Origin of the sequence: Nonomuraea sp. NPDC059194 (assembly GCF_042754765.1) — a bacterium.
In the GTDB taxonomy this organism is placed as follows: Bacteria; Actinomycetota; Actinomycetes; order Streptosporangiales; family Streptosporangiaceae; genus Nonomuraea.
The window spans coordinates 93,557-112,740 of sequence record NZ_JBHZBH010000015.1; the positions used below are offsets into that span (position 1 = coordinate 93,557).

General features: G+C 71.0%; 18 protein-coding genes. 9 read left to right on the forward strand and 9 right to left on the reverse strand.

All coding sequences use genetic code 11. The annotated features are described in order from the left end of the window. Window positions 1–2: 2 nt before the first annotated feature. Entirely contained in the window at window positions 3–233 is a 231-nt protein-coding gene (locus tag ACFXJ8_RS19955) for a hypothetical protein (protein WP_379645392.1), read from the forward strand. A gap of 37 nt (window positions 234–270) precedes the next feature. Here ACFXJ8_RS19955 and ACFXJ8_RS19960 read toward each other — a convergent pair whose 3' ends face one another. The 7 genes from ACFXJ8_RS19960 to ACFXJ8_RS19990 all read right to left on the reverse strand — a co-directional run bounded on the left by ACFXJ8_RS19960 (window position 271) and on the right by ACFXJ8_RS19990 (window position 6,913). Further along, window positions 271–1,338 (reverse strand): SPFH domain-containing protein, encoded by a 1,068-nt coding sequence (locus ACFXJ8_RS19960; RefSeq protein ID WP_379645393.1) that lies wholly within the window; start codon window positions 1,336–1,338, stop codon window positions 271–273. 4 nt (window positions 1,339–1,342) lie between these two features. Next, on the reverse strand, window positions 1,343–1,774 hold the full coding sequence (locus ACFXJ8_RS19965; RefSeq protein WP_379645394.1) for an NfeD family protein: 432 nt from the start codon (window positions 1,772–1,774) through the stop codon (window positions 1,343–1,345). A gap of 154 nt (window positions 1,775–1,928) precedes the next feature. Further along, window positions 1,929–3,149, reverse strand: coding sequence for an Ig-like domain-containing protein (locus tag ACFXJ8_RS19970; protein WP_379645395.1), 1,221 nt, complete (start codon window positions 3,147–3,149; stop codon window positions 1,929–1,931). A 52-nt stretch (window positions 3,150–3,201) separates the two neighbouring features. Then, window positions 3,202–4,299, reverse strand: coding sequence for a fumarylacetoacetase (gene fahA / locus ACFXJ8_RS19975; RefSeq protein ID WP_379645396.1), 1,098 nt, complete (start codon window positions 4,297–4,299; stop codon window positions 3,202–3,204). Beyond that, a complete protein-coding gene (locus tag ACFXJ8_RS19980; RefSeq protein ID WP_379645397.1) occupies window positions 4,299–5,057 on the reverse strand; it encodes a hypothetical protein in 759 nt (252 codons plus the stop codon). The genes fahA and ACFXJ8_RS19980 overlap by 1 nt, the downstream gene beginning before the upstream one ends. Then, window positions 5,054–6,214, reverse strand: a complete 1,161-nt coding sequence (locus ACFXJ8_RS19985) for a homogentisate 1,2-dioxygenase (protein WP_379645398.1) — start codon at window positions 6,212–6,214, stop codon at window positions 5,054–5,056. Before ACFXJ8_RS19985 ends, ACFXJ8_RS19980 begins: the two co-directional genes overlap by 4 nt. A gap of 72 nt (window positions 6,215–6,286) precedes the next feature. Further along, window positions 6,287–6,913, reverse strand: coding sequence for an IclR family transcriptional regulator (locus ACFXJ8_RS19990; protein WP_379645399.1), 627 nt, complete (start codon window positions 6,911–6,913; stop codon window positions 6,287–6,289). A 62-nt stretch (window positions 6,914–6,975) separates the two neighbouring features. On the opposite strand from ACFXJ8_RS19990, the gene ACFXJ8_RS19995 reads away from it, so the two are divergent. The 8 genes from ACFXJ8_RS19995 (at window position 6,976) to ACFXJ8_RS20030 (ending at window position 16,890) form a co-directional block, all read left to right on the forward strand. Next, window positions 6,976–7,611 (forward strand): hypothetical protein, encoded by a 636-nt coding sequence (locus tag ACFXJ8_RS19995; RefSeq protein WP_379645400.1) that lies wholly within the window; start codon window positions 6,976–6,978, stop codon window positions 7,609–7,611. A 118-nt stretch (window positions 7,612–7,729) separates the two neighbouring features. Next, window positions 7,730–9,364: a fatty acyl-AMP ligase gene (locus tag ACFXJ8_RS20000; protein ID WP_379645401.1), complete on the forward strand. Its 1,635-nt coding sequence runs from the start codon at window positions 7,730–7,732 to the stop codon at window positions 9,362–9,364. Continuing rightward, on the forward strand, window positions 9,357–12,086 hold the full coding sequence (locus ACFXJ8_RS20005; RefSeq protein ID WP_379645402.1) for an MMPL family transporter: 2,730 nt from the start codon (window positions 9,357–9,359) through the stop codon (window positions 12,084–12,086). The genes ACFXJ8_RS20000 and ACFXJ8_RS20005 overlap by 8 nt, the downstream gene beginning before the upstream one ends. After that, entirely contained in the window at window positions 12,083–13,438 is a 1,356-nt protein-coding gene (locus tag ACFXJ8_RS20010; RefSeq protein ID WP_379645403.1) for an MFS transporter, read from the forward strand. Before ACFXJ8_RS20005 ends, ACFXJ8_RS20010 begins: the two co-directional genes overlap by 4 nt. Beyond that, a complete protein-coding gene (locus ACFXJ8_RS20015; protein WP_379645404.1) occupies window positions 13,435–14,601 on the forward strand; it encodes a glycosyltransferase in 1,167 nt (388 codons plus the stop codon). Before ACFXJ8_RS20010 ends, ACFXJ8_RS20015 begins: the two co-directional genes overlap by 4 nt. A gap of 43 nt (window positions 14,602–14,644) precedes the next feature. Further along, a complete protein-coding gene (locus ACFXJ8_RS20020) occupies window positions 14,645–15,931 on the forward strand; it encodes a hypothetical protein (protein WP_379645405.1) in 1,287 nt (428 codons plus the stop codon). Between the two features lie 39 nt (window positions 15,932–15,970). Next, window positions 15,971–16,615 carry a TetR/AcrR family transcriptional regulator gene (locus ACFXJ8_RS20025; protein WP_379645406.1) on the forward strand — a complete coding sequence of 215 codons (645 nt, stop codon included), beginning with the start codon at window positions 15,971–15,973 and terminating at the stop codon, window positions 16,613–16,615. Continuing rightward, window positions 16,597–16,890: a DUF6204 family protein gene (locus ACFXJ8_RS20030; protein WP_379645407.1), complete on the forward strand. Its 294-nt coding sequence runs from the start codon at window positions 16,597–16,599 to the stop codon at window positions 16,888–16,890. The genes ACFXJ8_RS20025 and ACFXJ8_RS20030 overlap by 19 nt, the downstream gene beginning before the upstream one ends. Window positions 16,891–16,936: 46 nt before the next feature. On the opposite strand, the gene ACFXJ8_RS20035 is transcribed toward ACFXJ8_RS20030, so the two are convergent. Together ACFXJ8_RS20035 and ACFXJ8_RS20040 are read right to left on the reverse strand one after the other, a co-directional pair. Next, a complete protein-coding gene (locus ACFXJ8_RS20035) occupies window positions 16,937–17,542 on the reverse strand; it encodes a TetR/AcrR family transcriptional regulator (protein WP_379645408.1) in 606 nt (201 codons plus the stop codon). A 10-nt stretch (window positions 17,543–17,552) separates the two neighbouring features. Next, a complete protein-coding gene (locus ACFXJ8_RS20040; RefSeq protein ID WP_379645409.1) occupies window positions 17,553–18,977 on the reverse strand; it encodes an alpha/beta hydrolase-fold protein in 1,425 nt (474 codons plus the stop codon). Window positions 18,978–19,184 lie beyond the last annotated feature (207 nt).

Here is a 19,184-nt window from a genome sequence, read left to right on the forward strand (position 1 = left end):
CCGTGGAGAGCGCCGTCCCCGGCTTCACGATCGATCCTTCGCGGGTGAAGGAGGGGCAGACGGCGGTGCTGGAGTTCAGCGTCCGCGAGGACACCGACATGACGGTCGCCGGGATCTGGACGGGTGTCTCCGCCGGGCCGGTCGCTGAGTGCGCGCTGGTCGACGACCCGAACGGCTTCCTCGGACCTGACGTCGACGCGGGGCACGACGTCTTCCTGCAGGGCAAGGGCTGACCGGAGCAGGGGCCGCCGGTGCGGCCCCTGTCCTCGTTCAGGCCTCCTGACGGTTCTTCTCCAGGTCGGGGAAGGGAGAGGGCTCGGGGATGTGGGGCGGTAGCTGGCGCGGACCCGAGGTGGTCTCCGCCTCGCGGGCGTCGGCGACGGCCTCGGCGGCCGCCTCGGACGCGCGCGCGATCTCCGCCTCCGCCTCTGAGATGTCGGCGGACGGCATGCGCGTGGCCGCGGACGGCGGCAGGGCCTCGGTGAACGCCTTCGAGACGCCTTGCAGGGCCGAGGTCACCTCGCTGGGAATGACCCAGAACGTGTTGCCCTCACCCTGGGCGAGCTGCGGCAGCACCTGGAGGTACTGGTAGGCGAGCAGCTTGGGGTCGGGGTCGTTACGGTGGACGGCCTGGAACACCTGGTCGATCGCCCGCGACTGACCCTCGGCCTTGAGGATGGCGGCGGTGCGCTCGCCCTCGGCGCGTAGGATCGCGCCCTGCTTGTCGCCCTCGGCCGTCAGGATCTGCGACTGCCGCTGCCCCTCGGCGCTCAGGATGGCGGCGCGCTTGTCCCGCTCGGCGCGCATCTGCTTCTCCATCGCGTCCTTGATCGTCTTGGGCGGGTCGATCGCCTTGATCTCCACCCGGTTGACGCGCAGCCCCCACTTGCCCGTGGCCTCGTCGAGGACGCCGCGCAGCTGGCTGTTGATGGTGTCGCGGGAGGTGAGCGTCTTCTCCAGGTCCATGGAGCCGACGACGTTGCGCAGCGTGGTGACGGTGAGCTGCTCCACCGCCTGGATGTAGTTGGCGATCTCGTAGGCGGCCGCGCGCGGGTCGGTGACCTGGAAGTAGAGGACGGTGTCGATCTCGACGACCAGGTTGTCCTCGGTGATGACGGGCTGCGGCCGGAACGAGACGACCTGCTCACGCAGGTCGATCATCGGGTAGACGCGGTCGATGTAGGGGATCACGAAGTTCAGGCCAGGCTTCAGCGTGCGGTGGTAGCGGCCCAGACGCTCCACGTTGCGCGCGCGGGCCTGGGGCACAATCCGAACGGCACGCAGCACGGTGAACACCGCGAACAACGCGACGACCAGTCCCGCGATGAGTAGCGCCATATGATCACTCCCGAGGGTAGACGAGGGCGGTTGCCCCCTCGATCTCGATGACGTCGACGGTCGCTCCGGCCGGGATCACCACCGTGTCGTCGTAGGCCCGCGCCGTCCACTCCTCCCCGCCGATGCGGACCAGGCCCGAACGGCCGGTCACCTCGCTGACGACGTAGGCGGACTTGCCCACCAGCGCCTCGACGCCGAAGCGCTGGTGCGGGGGCTGGCGGATGCTTCGCATGGCGATCGGCCTGACCACCAGCAGGCCCGCGGCCGAGGCGAGGGTGAACACGAGGAGCTGGAGGGGTATCGGCAGCCCGAGGGCCGCCACCAGCGAGGTGAGCAGAGCGGCGGCGCCCAGCAGGCCGAGCGCCGCGGTGAGGGAGAAGATCTCGGCCACGCCGAGCACGACGGCGAGGATTATCCAGATGACCCAATCATCCATACTCCGGCCCTCCTGGAAGGAGAACGGGCCCGTGTCCCGACGAGGTTTCCCCCTCTACCGTAATCCCCCGATTACCGGCATGGCAGCCTCCACAAGCCCCGAGATAGGGGACTTGCCGGGTGGACGCGGGATGCGGGGTGGTCCGGCCCGGTCGTCAGGGGTCGTGGAGGGCGCTGCCCTTGATCCACCGTTCCCAGGGCAGTTGCCAGTAGCCCCACCCGTTGTGCCACTCCAGCTCGCGGGACGTCCCGACGATCGTGACGGGGTCGCCGCGCAGTGACGTCGCGTAGAACCAGGCCGCCTGGTCGGGCCGGGCGTTGACGCATCCGTGGCTGACGTTGAACCGCCCCTGGGCCCAGACGTTGTCCTTGGCGTGGACGTACTCGCCGCTGTTGGAGATCCGCACCGCGTGGTCGATCAGCAGGTCGTAGAAGCCAGGGTCGCCCTTCTCCCGTCCTGGAGAGACCATCCTGACCGGGTTGCCCTTCTCCATGGTCAGGTGGACGCCGCTGGTCGTGGTGTACTCGCGGGTCGTGGCGTTGCCCGCGCTGATGGCCATCCGCTGCACGACCTGGCCGTCGCGGCGCACGACCATCTGGTGGCTGACGGTGTCGACGGTGCTCGACTGCTTACGCCCGACGGTGAAGGCGAGCGCGTGGTCGGCGGTGCCGTACACGCCGGGGGCGGATCTGACGCCCGCGAGGTGGGCGGTGACCGCGACCTGCTGCCTGGCCGGCCAGTAGTGCCTGGTGCGGTAGACGGCCTCGGTATCGCTCACCCACCGCCACGCCCCCTGGAGCGGTTTGGTGGCGCGCACCTCCAGGGCACGCTCGACGGCGGCCTTGTCCCTGATGGGGGTGTCGAAGGTGACGACGATGGGCATGCCGACGCCGACGGTCTCGCCGGGCGTCGGTGAGACGGAGCGCACCTTGAACGTGTGCTGGGCCGCCCGGGTGCGGAAGCGTCCCACGGCCCGCGTGGTGGGACCGCCGGGCACCGTCGCGCTGGCGGTCACGGCGTGTTCGACGCCGGGCGGAAGGGTCCAGGTCGAGCGCCAGACGGTGCCCGTCGCGTCGAGTGTGCCGGGGATCGGGGTGCCGCCGGCGTGGACCGAGACCCTGCCGAGTTTGCCGCCCCTGGCCCTGACGACCAGACCCTTGTCGGGCCTGGCGTCGAGATCGTCGAAGGCGGGCGAGACGGCGATCACCGGCGCGGGAGGCGGGGGTGCCTGCGCCGTCACCGGGGCGCAGCCACCGACCAGCAGCCCGCAGACCAGCAGGCCGCCGAGCCACAGCGCCAAGCCGCCAAGCCGTAGTCCGGCAAGCCGCTGCCCGCCGAGCGGCGGGCCGACGAGCAGCGGGAGGGCGTGCCGCATCTGACTCCTTCACTCCGGGGGAAGCCCCAGAAGTGTAGCGAGGAGTATACGGTCAAGCACGTTGGGTGATGGTGCCTGACACTTCGCCCAAACTGATGTCTCCCGCCGTGGCGCGGATCGTGACGGTGTCCCCGTCCTCCAAGAACGTCCTGATCTGTCCTTCGCCCAGCTTGAGGGGTTCCGTCCCGTTCCACGTGAGCTCGATGAACGACCCCCGCGTGTCAGGGCTGTCCCCGGAGATTGTGCCGCTGGCGAACAGATCGCCCGTCCTCAGCGTCGCGCCGTTCACCGTCATGTGGGAGAGCATCTGGTCGGGCGTCCAGTACATGTTCCGGTACGGCGGCCGCGAGACGACCTCGCCGTTCAGCTCGACCTCCAGCGCGATGTCCAGCCCCCAGTCGCCCTCCCGCGACAGGTACGGCAGCGGCGCGGGCTCCTGCGCCCGTCCCGGGACCCTGGGCAGCGCCTCCAGCGGCGTCACCCACGGCGAGATCGAGGTCGCGAACGACTTGCCGAGGAAGGGGCCGAGCGGTACGTACTCCCACGCCTGGATGTCGCGCGCGCTCCAGTCGTTGACCAGCGTCACTCCGAAGACCCGCTCCTCGAAGGAGGCCCCGTCAGGCGAGCCCACGACGAAGCCCAGCTCGGCCTCGATGTCCAGCTTCGCGGTCGGCCCGAACCTGCCCGCGCCGAGCTGGCCGTTCGGGCGGGCGACGGGGGTGCCGGACACGACGACGGTGCCCGCGCGGCCGTGGTAGCCGACGGGCAGGTGCCGCCAGTTCGGCTTCAGCGGCTCCTCGTCGGGGCGGAACATCCTGCCCAGGTTCGACGCGTGCTCGATCGAGCAGTAGAAGTCGACGTAGTCGGCCACCTCGAACGGCAGGTGGAGCGTCACCTGGTCGAGGGGCACCAGGTGGGCCTCGGCGACGGACCTGTCGGTCGACAGCTTGTTGACGATCAACGCGCGGGTGTCCCGCCAGGCCCGGTGGCCGCGCGCCATGAAGGCGTTCAGCGACCCGGTGGCGAACACCTCGTCGTGCAGGGCGGCGGCCAGGTCGAGGACGGCGTCGCCGTACCGCACGCCGACGCGGGGCGGCCGGCCCGACTGCGAGAAGACCCCGTAGGGCAGGTTGTCGAGTCCCCAGCTCATCAAGCGTCCAATCCGAGGGTCTTCAGGTCGTCGAGTGGCGCGGTGGTGCTGCACGAGCCGTAGCTGACCAGGATGTTCCTGGCCTTCACCGCGGTCTCCTCGGGTATGGCCTGCGCCTGCCGTACGAGATCGCCCACGTCGGTGGAGGCGAGCACCCGCATCGGGTCGCGCTTCTCGATGGCCGCGCAGACGGCCAGGACGAGGTTGAGGAAGCCGTGCCGGTCGACGCCGAGCGACGGGTCGAAGTGGCGGACGGCGTGGTGGAGCCCGGCGGTGGCCTTGAACGGCTGGTCGCGCTCGACGCAGTGGGTGATGAACTCGGCCAGTTCGGCGACCGAGGGGAAGGCGTCGGCGGTCATGCCGCCGCATCGGACTTTGAGACTCACCCCGTGCGGCACGTGCGGGATGTGCTTGGGGTGGACCTCGACGAACAGCCTGACGTGCTCGGGCACCGGCACGATCTCGCGGCTCTCGACGAAGTCGACCGGCAGGTCGGAGAAGTCGGGAACGGTCTCGGTGTCGACGATCAGCCCGATCAGCCGCGGCTGCTGGGCCTGCCTGCGCAGGCCGTCGAGGCGGCTGGCCGGGCAGAGGAAGCGGTGGGTCAGCACGGTGCTGCCCGAGTCCAGATCGCGCTGGTGGCGGGCCACCGCCTCGTCCATGTGCAGGGAGGTGGGCGGGAACAGCCCCGCGTCGTCGATCAGCGCGAAGAAGAGCGTCGTCTTCAGCGGCGGGGTGCCGCACTCGAGGGCGCTCATCGGGCCCAGGTCCAGGCGTAGCCGGGGTCCTCGCAGGCCAGCGCGCCGTCGCCGAGGTCGAGCGGGCGGAAGGTGTCGACCATGACGGCCATCTCGCTGGTGTGGGTGGCGCCCGCGGCGATCACCGCCTCGACCGCGCCGGGCTGCGGCCCATGGGTGAAGCCCGCGGGATGCAGGGAGATGGAGCCGACATCGATGCCCGAACCCGCCCTCGCGGAGTAGTCGCCGCCCACGTAGAACATGAACTCGTCGGAGTCGACGTTGTGGTGGTTGTAGGGGATCGGCACCGCCTCGGGGTGGAAGTCGAGCGGGCGCGGCATGAACGAGCAGACCACGAAGCCGGGACCCTCGAAGGTCTGGTGGACCGGCGGCGGCGCGTGCGTCTTCTTCACCACCGGCTCGAAGTCCTCGATGTTGAAGGCGTAAGGGTAGAGGTATCCGTCCCATCCGACGACGTCGAAGGGGTGGTTGCGGTAGGTCAGCCTGGTGAGCCCGCCGCGGGTGCGCACCAGGACGGGGACCTCCTCGCCCTCCTCGATCAGCGGCTCCTGCGGCGTCCGCAGGTCACGCTCGCAGTAGGGGGCGTGCTCGAGGAACTGGCCGTCCTTCGACAGGTAGCGCTTGGGCGGCCTGATGTGCCCGGACGCCTCGATGACCAACGCGTTCACCTGGCCCGACGGCACCCAGCGGTGGATCGTGCCGGTGGGGATCACGACGTAGTCGCCCTCTCCGGCCTCGATGGCGCCGTACGTCGACTCGAAGCGGACGTTGCCCCGCTGGATGTAGACGCACTCGTCGCCCTTGGAGTTGCGGTACAGCTCGCTGGGCTGGTCGGTCGTGGCGTACGACAATCGGACGTCGTTGTTGGCCGACAGCAGGATCCGCCCGTTGACCAGGTCGCCCGCGCTCGTCAGGTCCTGGGTGCGGAAGTGGCGCGGGGAGAGCGGCAGGTTGGGAGAGGTGGTCAGGGGGAGCGGCGACTCGACCGCCTCGGCCTTGATGATCGCCGTCGGCAGGTAGCGGTGGTACAGCAGTGAGGAGTCGGAGGAGAAGCCCTCCTCGCCCATCAACTCCTCGGCGTACAGTCCGCCGTCTGGGCGCTTGAACTGCACGTGGCGCTTGCGCGGGATCTCGCCCACCTGGCGGTAGTACGGCATCGCAACTCCGTCCGTTAATCGGACAATTGTGTCCTCTATCCGTATTCAAGGTGCTTTATCGGACGCCGGATGTCAACCAAGCGCGACGGTGAGCTCCTGGGCGGCCTGCACCACCTGGGGTCCTACCTCCTCCTCCAGCGGCCCGAACGTCACCACGCCCACCGACGCCTCCAGCCACGGCAGCCCTGTGACCGGGGCGGCGACGCCGCGCGCGCCCTCCTGCAACTGCCCCTCCGTGACGAGATAACCGCTCTCGCCCGAACGCATCGCCAGGATCGCCTGCCCCGCCGCGCCCTTGCTGAGCGGATGCCGCGCGCCCTCCCGGTAGGCGACGTGCATGTTCGTCCACGAGGGCTCCACCACGGCCACGGCCAGGCCGTCGTCGCCCTCGGCCACCGTGAGGTGCGCGGTCGCGCCGACGTGCTCGGCCAGCCTGCGCAGCGTCGGCAGCGCCGCCGCCCTCAGCAGCGGCTGTACGGCCTGGGCCAGCACCAGCACGCCGTACCCGAGGTGGACCCTGCCCTCACGGTCGCGCCGGACGAACCCCTCGTTCTGCAGCGAGGTCAGCAACCGGTAGACCACGGGACGGCTCAGCGAGAGCTGGGCCGCGAGCTCGGTCGGCGTGCGCCCGCCATGGCCGTCGGCGAGCAGTCTGAGGAGATGGAGCCCGCGTTCGAGCGTCTGGGCGGATTCAGCCATGTCCTGATTATGTCCGTGTGCGACGAGTGTGACGCTGAGCGGCAAAGGGGTAGTAATCGGTCATGCAGTTGAAATGGCTGGCGCTCGCGGCCATCGTCGCCCTGTGCGCGGCCATGCCACTGCTTCCCACCATAGGCACGCACTCCATCTCCATGATCCGCGACACCCCGGTGGTCAGGAACGTCAACCAGCCCGACCTGCTCGTCGACAACGTCTTCAACCTCACCGAGGGGGTCGTGGTCGACGAGCGGCTGCTGACCACCGACCACGTGCAGCGTTTCGAGCGCGCCCAGGTCGCCCCCGGCGTCGGCGTCTCCGAGCTCGGCTTCCTGTACGGCAGGCCGACCAGGCCCGGCACCTACACCGCCATGGTCACCATGTGCCAAGCAGACAAGTGCACGGCCGAACCGATCACCGTCATCGTGCACGAGCGGACATCGTGGTGGCCCAGCCAGCTCACCTTCCCCGGCAGGGTCGACGAGATGATCGAGGGCCAGATCGAGATCGAGGGCGGCCCACCAGGAGTGCTGCCGACCTTCACCGTCATCGACCCCCGCCAGCTCCCGCCGGGCGTCTCGATCGGGCCCGACGGGCACGTCGGCGGGGTGCCGAAGCGGGCGGGCGCCTACGACGTGCCGGTGCGGGTGTGCGTGGCCAACGACTGCTCGGGCGTGGCCATCCGCATCATCATCGCCTAGCGCCGGTTGTCACGCTGGTGACAAGACCGGATGCGGAATGTGCAGGCCTTTGGCAAGAATCACAGGGCTTTCTGCCGTAATTTGCTAGGTCCCTGTCAGCGGCGAGGGGACTTTCGGCGTGGACGTTCTGATCGGCCGGGTCGCGCGATGGGCGCGGGAGATCCCCGACGCGCCCGCCTACACCTTCGTCGATTACCTGGGCGCCGACTCCCAGGGTGGCGGGCGCGAGCACACGCTGACGTGGCGGCAGGTCGACCTCAAGGCGCGGGCGCTGGCCGTACGGCTGCGCGAGGTCTGCGCGCCCGGCGACCGGGCGGCGATCCTCGCGCCGCAGAGCCTGGAGTACGTGGTGGCGCTGCTCGGCGCCATGTACGCCCGCGTCGTGGCGGTGCCGCTGTTCTCGCCAGGGCTGCCCGGCCACGCCGAGCGGCTGGCCCTCGCCTACGCCGACGCCGACCCGGTGGTCGTGCTGACGACCAGCACCAGCGCCGCCATGGCCGACCTGCCGCCCGCCAAGGCCGTCATCGCCGTGGACACCGTCTCCGACCTGCTCGCCGACGAGTGGGAGGACGAGCCGATCGGCCCCGACGACCTCGCCTACCTGCAGTACACCTCGGGCTCGACCAGGTCGCCCGCGGGCGTGGAGATCTCGCACGGCAACGTCGGCGCCAACGCCGCCCAGCTGTGGGAGGCATTCGGCGCCAGGCCGCGCACCTCGGTGGCCGCGCTGTGGCTGCCGCTCTTCCACGACATGGGGCTGATCGCGATCATGGCGTGCCCGATCGTCGGTGGGAACCGCGCGGTGTTCATGGACCCGGTGGCGTTCGTCATGAAGCCGACGCGGTGGATGCGGCTGCTGTCAGGGCACCCGGACGTCTACACCGGCGGGCCGAACTTCGCCTTCGAGTACACCGCCGCCAGGGCCACCGACCCGGCCGACCTCGAAGGGCTCGACCTGTCGGGGGTCAGGGTCATGCTCAACGGGGCCGAGCCGGTACGGCCGTCGACGATCTCCCACTTCGCGTCCGTCTTCGGTCCATACGGCCTGCGCCCCGAGGCCCACACCCCCGGCTACGGCCTGGCCGAGGCGACGGTCTTCGTCGCGGCGGGCTCGACCGACGCTCCTCCGCTGGTCACCGACTTCGACAGGGACGCGCTGGCGCAGGGGCGGGCCGTGCCGTACCGAGGAGAGGGACACGTCAGCACGCTCGTCTCCTGCGGCAGGCCGACAGGGCAGCAACTGCGGATCGACTCGCCCGGTGACGGCCAGGTGGGGGAGATCCAGGTGCGGGGACCGAACGTGGCCCGCGCCTACTGGCGCGACCCCGAGCGCACCGCCGAGGTCTTCGCCGACGGATGGCTGCGCACCGGCGACCTCGGGGTGATCCACGACGGCGAGCTCTACATCACCGGGCGGATCAAGGACCTGGTGATCGTGGACGGGCGCAACCACTACCCGCAGGACATCGAGGCGACCGTCCAGGAGGCCTCCGACGGCGTGCGCAAGGGGCACGTGGCCGCGTTCGCGGTGGCGGGCGCCGAGACCGAGCGGCTCGTCGTCGTGGCCGAGTGGTCGCGGCTCGCCCGCGACGAGGACAGCGTGATCAGTGAGATCCGTGCCGCGATCTCCCGCGAGCACAAGGTGGCGGCGCAGGTCGTGCTGGTGGCGGCGGGCGCCGTGCCGCGCACCTCCAGCGGGAAGATCGCCCGGCGGGCCTGCCAGCGGGCCTACCTGGAGGGCGCGTTTGTTTGAGTCGCTGGGCCGGTTCGTCTACCGCGGCCGCTGGACGCTCCTCGTCCTGAGCGTGGCCGTCGCGGCGGCCGTCGCGCCCTTCGGCATGGAGCTGTTCGGGCGGATGGCCGACGGCGGGTTCGAGGACCCCGCGGCCGAGTCGACCACGGCGGCGACCTGGAACGACGACTGGTACAGCGGCGACTCGCCCGACGTGGTGGTGCTCTACGCCCATCCCACGGTGACGGTCCGCGACAAGCGGTACAAGAAGGCCGTCCACGACTCGCTGCGCCGCCTGCCGTCCACCCACGTGCGGCGGATGGCGACCTACTGGACCACCCACGCCGACACGATGATCTCGCGGGACTCGCGCTCCACCTACGCGCTGATCACCCTCAAGGGCGACAAGCAGCGCGCCTACGCCGCCATCGAGCAGAAGCTGCGGACCGTCCAGGGGCTCACCGTCAAGATCGGCGGATCCGTGCCGCTGCTCGACGACCTCAACACGCAGACGGGCGCCGACCTGGCCAGGGCCGAGGCGATCTCCATGCCGGTCCTGCTCGTGCTGCTCGTGCTGGTCTTCGGCAGCCTCGTCGCCGCGGGCCTGCCGCTGCTGGTCGGGCTGCTGTCGGTGCTCGGCGCGCTGGTGCTGCTGCGGCTGCTGACCGAGGTCACCGACGTGTCGGTGTTCTCGCTGAACGTCGTCACCATGCTCGGGCTCGGCCTGGCGATCGACTACTCCCTGTTCGTGCTCAGCGCCTTCCGCGAGGAGATCAGGCGAGGGGTGTCCACCGAGGCGGCCGTCGTGGCGACCATGGCCACCGCCGGAAGGACCGTGGCCTTCTCGGGGCTGACGGTGGCGACCGCGCTGCTCGGGCTGCTGCTGTTCCCGCAGATGTTCCTGCGCTCGATCGGGCTCGGCGCCGCCGCGGTCGTGCTCGTCGCAATGGCGGCTGCGCTGGTCGTGCTGCCCGCCGTCCTCGGGATCCTCGGGCGGCGGGTGGACGCGCTGCGCCTCACCCCGTCCTTCGGCGGGCGGGGGAACGGCGGTGCGTGGCACGCCGTCGCCTCCAGCGTGATGCGTACACCGATGCTGTACCTCGTCGGCGTCACCGCCGTGCTGATCTCTCTTGCGATGCCGTTCGTCGACGTGAAGTTCGGCAACGTCGACCACAGGGTGCTGCCCTCGCGGGTCGAGAGCCGCCAGGTCGCCGAGACGATCGACACCTCCTTCGCCAGGAACTCCATGGCCGCCATCGACGTCCACGTGCTGGTCGAACGCGACTTCCAGGAAGGCGATCCGCTGGCGCCCGGCCCGCTCGGCCAGGGCCACACGGTCGTCAGCCCCGTCACGCCGGTGCAGCCCGCGGACGTCAAACCCTTCAGAGACCGGCTGCGCCGCCTTCCCGGAGTCACGGGCGTCGACGTCACCGGCTTCTCCCAGGCCAACGGCGCGGTACGGCTGGCCGTCCGCTACGAGGGCGACCCGATGTCGTCGCCGGCGCGGTCGCTGGTCACGCTGATCCGATCCATGGAGCCCGAGCCCAACGTCAGGTCGGTGGTCGTCGGCGGGCCCACCGCCGCGCAACTGGACCTCATCGCCAGCCTCGCCGCGACCCTGCCGTGGATGGCGCTCGTGGTGTGCGGGGCCACGTTCGTCCTGCTGTTCGCGGCGTTCGGGTCGCTGCTACTGCCGGTCAAGGCACTGCTGATGAACGTCCTGTCGATCGGCGCCTCGTTCGGGGTGATCGTGTGGGCGTTCCAGTACGGGAACCTGGCCTCCTTCCTCGGCTTCACGCCCACGGGCACCGTCGAGGCGACGGTCACGGTGCTGATCCTCGCGGTGGTGTTCGGGCTATCGATGGACTACGAGCTGTTCCTGCTGTCCCGGGTGCGGGCCGAGTGGCTGCGTACCGGCGACAACACGGCCGCCGTCGCCGCCGGGCTGCAGAAGACCGGCGGGATCATCACCAGCGCCGCGCTGCTGCTGCTGGTGGTCATCGGGGCGTTCTCGACGGCGGGGATCACGATCGTGAAGCTGCTCGGGGTGGGGATGTTCGTGGCGATCGTGGTCGACGCGACGCTGGTGCGGGCGCTGTTGGTGCCCGCGACGATGCGGCTGATGGGGGCGGCGAACTGGTGGCTGCCGGGGCCGTTACGCGGCCTCCACCGCAGGATCGAGCTACGCGAGCACATCACCGACCACCCCGCCTCCGGACCTGCAGCCGCCCCCGCCCCCGCCTCCGCCCGCGCTCTGGCTCCTCCCACCCGGCCCGCTGCCGCCATAAGGCCCGCTCCTCCCACCCGGCCCGCACCTGCTTCTCCCGCCCGGCCGGCTGCCGTCCTCCCGAGGTCGCCCGATCCCGGCCCCGCCGCCCCGGTCTCTCGCGGACCCGGCCCCGCTGTCCCGAGGTCGCCTGCCCCTGGCCCCGCCATCCCGGGGTCGTTCCGGCCTGCGCCCGGCAGCTCCTCCGACGCCGGTCCAGGGCCGGTGCTCCGGTTCGGGGCGGACACCGATCCCATCCTGTCGCCCTGCCTGCCCCCGCCGCAGGCCGTGAGGCGCAAGCGCGGGCTCAACCCCTACCCCGGCACCACCGCTCCCCGAAGGCCCCGCCAGGAACCGAAGGTACAGCCCGCCGACGAGCCCCCCGAACCCCGGCTGACCTGGGTGAAGGTCCAGCCGCGAACCAGGGTGGTCAGGACGGGTCCAGACGGCTGGCGCTGGCAGGAGGTGGACGGATGACCCAGACCGCCCTCCGCCAGGCCCCGGCCACCAGGGCGTGGCCGCTCCTGCTGGTCGTCGCGCTCGCCGGGTTCGTAACGACGCTGGACAACACGGTCGTCACCGTCGCCCTCCCCACCATCAGGGCGGACCTCGGCGCGAGCCTCGCCGCGCTGGAGTGGGTGGCGACCGGCTACATCATGACCTTCGCGGGGCTGATGCTCGCTGGCGGCAGGCTCGCCGACGTCTACGGGCGCAGGAAGGTGCTCGTCGCGGGCCTGGTGACATTCACGGGAGCGTCTCTGGGGGCGGGACTGGCGACGACGATCCAGCTGCTGATCGCCGCACGGCTGGTCCAGGGGGTGGGCGCGGCGCTGATCCTGCCCGCGACGCTTGCCGTACTCGCCGGAAAAGACGATCGGCAACGGTCGGCGGGCGTGGCGGTGTGGATGGCGTCGGGAGCGGGCGCGCTGGCGCTCGGGCCGGTGGTCGGCGGCTACCTCAGCCAGCACGCGCACTGGAGTTGGGTGTTCCTGATCAACGTGCCGCTCGGGGCGGCGGTGATCGCGCTGGCCCTCGCGGTCGTGCCCGAGGGCAGGCGGCAGGGCGCGGCGCGCGTCGACCTGCCGGGGGTGGCGGCCTCCGCGGTGGTGCTGTCGGCAGGGACGTTCGCGCTCATCCACGGCTCCGAGTACGGCTGGACGTCGCCCCTGATCGTCGCGGCGGCGATGGCGTCCGCGGCGGGGGCCGTGGCGTTCGTGGTGGTCGAACGGCGGGCGGCCGAGCCGATGGTGGACCTGGCGCTGTTCGCGGCCCGGTCCTTCACCGGCGGCGTGGTCGCGCAGGTGTTGTGGGGCCTCGGCGTGAACGGCGTCTTCTTCTACACGGCGATCTTCCTGCAGGGGGTGCTGGGCTTCTCGCCGACCGCCTCGGGGGCGGCGTTCGTGCCGCTGGCCGTCCTGGTGGTGGCGGTGACGCCGCTGGTGCCGATGGTGGAACGGCGGCTGGGCGCGGGCAGGACCGTCGCGGCCGGCCTGGTGCTCGTGGCCGCGGGGATGGCGGTGGTCGCCTTCCTCGGGCCCGGCGACGGGTGGGGCGAACTGCTGCCCGCCGTGTGCGCGATCGGGATCGGGTCGGCGCTGACGATGCCGCTCGGGTCGGCGGTGCTGGGGGCGGTCCCCGAGTCGCGGGCGGGGGTCGCGGGCGGCGTCTTCACCGTGGGCAGGGAGATCTCGGGGCTGTTCGGGATCGCGGCGATCGGGGTGATCGTGCAGAGCGCGCAGACGTTCGCCTCGGGGTACGCGGCGGGGCTGCTGGTGGCGGCGGCGCTGGTCCTGGTCGGCGCGGTGGTGAGTCTGCTGGCGGTGCGGTGAAGGTCGCGATTCTGGCGTTCGGGTCGAGGGGCGACACCCAGCCGTGCGTCGCGCTCGGCCACGGCGTGCGGGCACGCGGGCACGACGTCACCGTGGTCGCCGCGCCGCGCTACGCCCCGCTGATGGGCGGGCTCACGCTCGCGCCGCTCAGCGTGGATCCCGTGGCCGTCCTCGACTCGGACGAGGGCCAGGCGTGGCTGCGCAGCGGCCCGTTCGGGTTCGTCTCCGGCTTCAAACGGGTCGTCGAGCCGCTCGCGGAACGGCTCGTGGCCGAGGTCGACGCCGCCGTCCGCGACGCCGACCTGGTCCTCGCGCCCGCGCTCGGCGGCATGGGCGCGCACCTCTCGGAGCGGTACGGCATGCCGTACCGGCTCATGCACTTCCAGCCCAGCCACCCGACGGCCGCCTTCCCGAACCCGCTCGTGCCCGTGCGCACGCTCGGCGGGTGGGGCAACAGGGCCAGCTACGCGCTGATCGAGAAACTGAGCTCGCTGGTGCTCGACCGGATGGTCGACCGGCTCAGGCGTTCGGTGCTCGGGCTCGGGCCCGCGCGCGGACGGCCCGAGGCACCCGTGCTCTGCGCGGTGAGCCCGCTGGTCGTGCCGAGGCCGCGGGACTGGCCCGCCAGGGTCCACCTCACCGGTTACTGGCGGCTCCCGCCCGGGTCGTTGACGGAGGAGGTTGCGGCGTTCGTCGGCGAAGGGCCCCGGCCGGTGTTCGTCGGGTTCGGCAGCATGCGGCCGCCGAAGGGGCTGGCCATGCGGGTGCTCCAGGCGCTCAGGCTGGCGGGCGTGCGGGCCGTGGTCCAGAGGCTGGACGTGGAGCGATCGGAGACGGTCCTGCCGGTCGAGGACGTCGATCACGCCGCGCTCTTCCCGCTCGTGTCCGCCGTCGTCCACCACGGCGGGGCCGGGACCACGGCGACCGGCCTCACGGCGGGCGTGCCGAACATCGTCTGCCCGTTCTTCGCCGACCAGCACTTCTGGGGCGCGCGCGTCGCCGCGCTCCGGGCGGGCCCCGCGCCGCTGCCCGTCAGGCGTCTGACCGCCGAGCGGCTGGCGGCGAGGCTGGCGCGGGCCGTACCGAATCCTCGACTGGCCGCTCGACTACGGGTGGAAGACGGAGTACGGCAAGCGGTGGATCTCCTTGATCTGTCCGGATAGTGTGCTACTTGCCCACCTTTGATCCCCCCGCGAAGTAGGCGACATGCGTTTCCGGAAGATCTTCGTCATCGGCCTGGCGCTCTCGCTGCTGGGCATCGGCGTCCCCGCCTGGTCGGACAACGACCCCAGGAGCTGCAACGACCTGATGTCGAGCGACACCCCCGCGTACGTCGTCTGCAGGTGGATGGCGACGCCGGAGGAGGCCGCCGACATCGCCAGGTTCTGGCTGGACAACGACGGCGAGAACATGCGGAACACCGTGCCCGTCGACAGCCCCTCCATCGACTGCACCGAGCCGGGCAACACCTGCCCCGAGGTGCCGGACGACAGCACCTCGGGCAACGTGGGCGACCCCGACCCCGCAGGCGACGACGACGGCGGCGGCCCGCCAGAGTGTGAGGGCGGTACCAAGGACTGCTACGTCGATCCTTCCGAGCTGTCGGCGGCCGAGGTGAAGACCGCCGCCGAGACCGCCGAGGGACAGGCGGTCAAGGCGGCGACCGAGGCGGGGCTGCGGGTCTGGATCGACACCGACCTGGCCGACGACTGGAAGGCGGGCAAGCTCGCCGAGGCCGTGAAGCGCGTCGGCGCGCTGGCGATGCAGCAGGGCGTCGTGGGCATCAGGTTCGGCTCCCAGCTCGGCTACAACCAGACGTTCACCTCCGCCGACGAGATCGACAAGTTCGTGACGGAGAGCGCCGCCGCGCTGCGTGACGCCGTACCCGGCAGGAAGCTGGCCGTCCACACGGTGGTGCCGGTGCTGGGCTGCGGGGCGAACGAGGCGTGCAGGACCGAGATCGGCAAGAAGTACCCGCTGCTCGACCCCGAGCGCGTCGGCGCGTGGCTGTCCAAGGGCCTGGTCGACCAGCTCTCCCTCGACAACGGCCACCTGGCCACCGAGTACGCCGCCTGGAAGATCGACGCCGTCACCGCCCAGCGCAACCAGTGGATCCAGGTCAGGGCCCGCGCGTGGGACGCCTACGCCACGATCGGCGCCGAGGACGCGGTCTTCGCCGCTCCCGGCTCCTCGCAGCTGACCGCCGAGCAGGCGCTCAAGACGATCACCGAGCGGGTGGCGACTCCGCTGCAGTCGGACGCGGCCGAGACCGTGACGCTGTGGACGCGCTGGCAGGACTCGAAGGGCGCGGTCAACCGGGTGCTCGGCGAGAAGCTGGCCGGAAACCCCACCTGGGAGCAGCTCGCCAGGCTGAGCGAGGTCAAGCCGCGTCTGGCCACTCTCTACAACCCCGCGACGCCCGAGGTGGACGTGGCGACCGACCTGAAGAAGTACGCCGAGGCGTTCGGCCAGGTGTATCTGGCCGCGGCGTAATTTTGGAGTCGACTACAAGTTTGGAGTAGGCTCCATGACGTGAGCCTGCGCGAACGCAAGAAATTGGCGACCCGGCGCCACATCTGCGAGGTGGCGCTGCGGCTCTTCGTCGAGCGCGGCTTCGACAACGTCACGATCGCCGAAGTGGCGGGGGCGGCCGACGTGTCGGTCAACACCGTCTACAACTACTTCAAGGTCAAAGAGGACCTGGTCGTCCCGCCTGTCTCACAGGACAGGCTGGCCGCCGCCGTACGCGGGCGGGCGGCGGGCCGGTCGGCGGCCGACGCCGTGCTGGCCCTGCTCCGCGACGAGCTGCGCCGCCACGACAGCGCCATCGGGCTGACCGAGGGCTTCGGCCGTTTCCTGGAGATGACGCGGGCCGCGCCGACCCTGACCGCGAGGTTCGTCGAGCTGGCCGAGCAGATGGTCGGCCGGCTCGCGCACGAGCTGGCAGCGGAGACCGGCGCGCAGCCAGGCGACCCGATACCCGCGCTCGTCGCCGAGCAGCTCGGCTGGGTCCACGAGCACGTCCTACGCGAGATCGGCAAGCTCACGGCCGAGGGGCGGGCGCCGACCGCGATCGCCACGGCGATGCTGGAGCGGCTCGACGTCATCGAGGGCCTGCTCGGCGCCCCAGTGCTCAGTTACGCGACGAGAGATGCGACATGGACACCTACCGAGTGATCATCAGAGCGCGGTTCGACGGGCTCACCGACGCCCAGCGCCAGACGTTGGGCGCCCAGGTCGACACCTGTGAGCTTGGGTTCAACGAGAAGGGGTCGCTCGCCTACGACGCGTCCCTGACCTGGTTCACCTTCCGCTTCCAGGTCGACGCCGACGACGACGCAGAGGCGCAGATCGCCGCCCTCGACGCGCTGCCCTATCCGCTCAGGAACGAGACCATCGGCGTCACGGACCTGACCGAGATCGGTGAGCGCGCCCTGCGCCGCCGCGGCTGACCGTGCTCGCGGGTGGTCGCGCGCCGCGCCGCCGCAGGCGGGCTGGTCAGTAGCCGCGGCTGGTAGCGCCGTGGCTGAGCAGGTCGAAGGCGGTGTCGGCGGCCGCCGCCGCCTCGGGGAAGACCTCGTCGGCGGTACGGCCGGCGGAGACGGCCGCCACGTTGTCCTGCGCGAGCACTCTGACGACCGCGACCACCTGGGCGGCCACCAGGCGCGGCGTGGGCCCGCCGAGCGCGTCGGCCAGCGCGGCGGCGTCGGCCGTGCCGTACTCGACCAGCCGGGCGGCCAGGCTGGGCGTGCCGAACACCAGCCGGTGGAAGGACAGCACCTCGGGCAGGTCGCACAGCCCCGTGACGGGATCGCGCGCCTCCAGGCCCGCGCGGAGGTGCCGGTGCAGGGCCCGTAGCGGCGTCTCGCGCGGGTCGCGGGCGGCGACCACCCTGGCCAGCTCGCCCTGGTGGTCGGCGAAGCGGTGCAGGACCAGGTCCTCCTTGGCCGGGAAGTACCTGAACAGGGTCGGCTTCGACACCTCCGCCGCCGCCGCGATGTCCGCGACCGCCACCCGGTCGAAACCCTCGGCGAGGAACATCGCGATCGCGGTGTCGGACAGCAGTTGCCGCGTTCGTTCCTTCTTGCGGTCGCGCAGGTTCATGGTCCAAGTGTCATTGCTGCAGGGTCCAGTTCATGACGCCGAGCGGGAGCGGGCCGGGCTGGACCGCGTCGGGCGGCGTGATCGGCGGCAGCGGGGTGTCGTACTCCCACTCGCGCTCGTCTCTCATCGTCGCCACCGTCGGGTCGCCGCCGCCCCTCAGGCCCAGCGCGCGCAGAGCCATGGGGAAGGAGTTCTTGAACTCCCTATTCCAGTATGGCCATGTATGGGTGCCGTTGCCGTACATGTTCATTGTGTGCTTGATGCCGAGCGCGTCGAGCCGCCTGCTCAGGGCCTTGGCGGTGTAGGCGGAGATGGGCTCGCCCAGGTGGGCCGGGTGCCACGGCGAGCCCGGCGGGTCCAGCGTGCCCAGGAAGCTGTTGGTGCCGCTGGACATGTAGATGGCGGTGCCCTTGAGGCTCGGGGCGAGCACGAGCGGGTCGTTGGCGGCCCAGACGTCCTTGTTCCTGGACGGGTCGCCCCATAGCGCGTTCGGGTCGTGGCCCTCGCTGAGCTGGGCGTTCTGGATGATCTGCGGGATGCCGGGCAGCTCCGTCGCCATGATGCCGCTGAACGCGCCGACGAACCCGAACATGCCGGGGTTCTGCGCGGCGTACTTCACCGCTCCGTAGGCGCCCATCGACAGGCCCGCGATCGCTCTGCGCGTTCCGGCGCGGTAGCCGATCTCCAGGAGCCGCCGCACCTCCTGCGTGTGGAACCTCGCCCACGCCGGGCCGTTGTACCAGTCGGAGTAGTTGCCAGCCCGTCCCGCCTCGGGCATGACGATGATCGCGTCGACGTTCTCGGTGAAGGAGACGACGTCGGTCATGCGGGTCCACGCGGTGTAGTTGTCGGCGCCGCCGTGCAGGAGGTAGAGGACGGGCCAGGTGCGTTTGGCGGACCTGGACCAGCCGCGGGGCAGCAGCAGGCGGACGGGCGTCATCTGGCCGGTGGACGGTGACGAGATGAGGATGTCCATCATGCGCGGGCTGAGCCGGCGCTCCCTGACCACCCTGGCCGGGCCCTTCAGCGCCTGTTGGCCGGGGGAGTAGCGGGGGTCGCCGGTGTCGTCGGGCTTGGCCTGCTGGGATGGCGGCTGATCCTGGCCGTTGGCCGGTTTCTGGTCGTTCGGGTCGCCTTGAGGGGGCACCTCTCCCGGCTGGCCGGGCTGCTCCGCTGTGCCGGGGTCGGCGGGTTGCCTGGCCGCGTCGGGCTCGACGGGCTCGACGGGCTCGTTCGGTCGGGGCTCGTTCGCGTGGGGCTCGTTCTTGCTGGGCTGGTTCCCACTGGGCTGGGTCCCGTTGGGCTGGTCCCCGTTGGGCTGGGTCCCGCTCTCGGGGACCAGTGACCAGTTCGGATCGGCCAGCGCGGGAGCGGCGGCCGAGCCCACGACCAGCACCGACGCCAGCGCGACCGCCAGCAAGCCCCTGGATCGCATGATGCCCATCACCGTCCTCAGCCGTCCTCAGCGTGCAGGCGAGGCTAGGGGGTGGCGGCGGGTGGCAGCTATCACCGGAGGCAACGAAAAGCCGGTACGGCTTGCGCTCTCCGGACAATTATCACGGGCGTGACAAAAACGGACTGGAGGAATGTTCCGCTACGGGCTGCTCCTGAACGGTTCGTATCGGTAAGTTGGCCGATCACC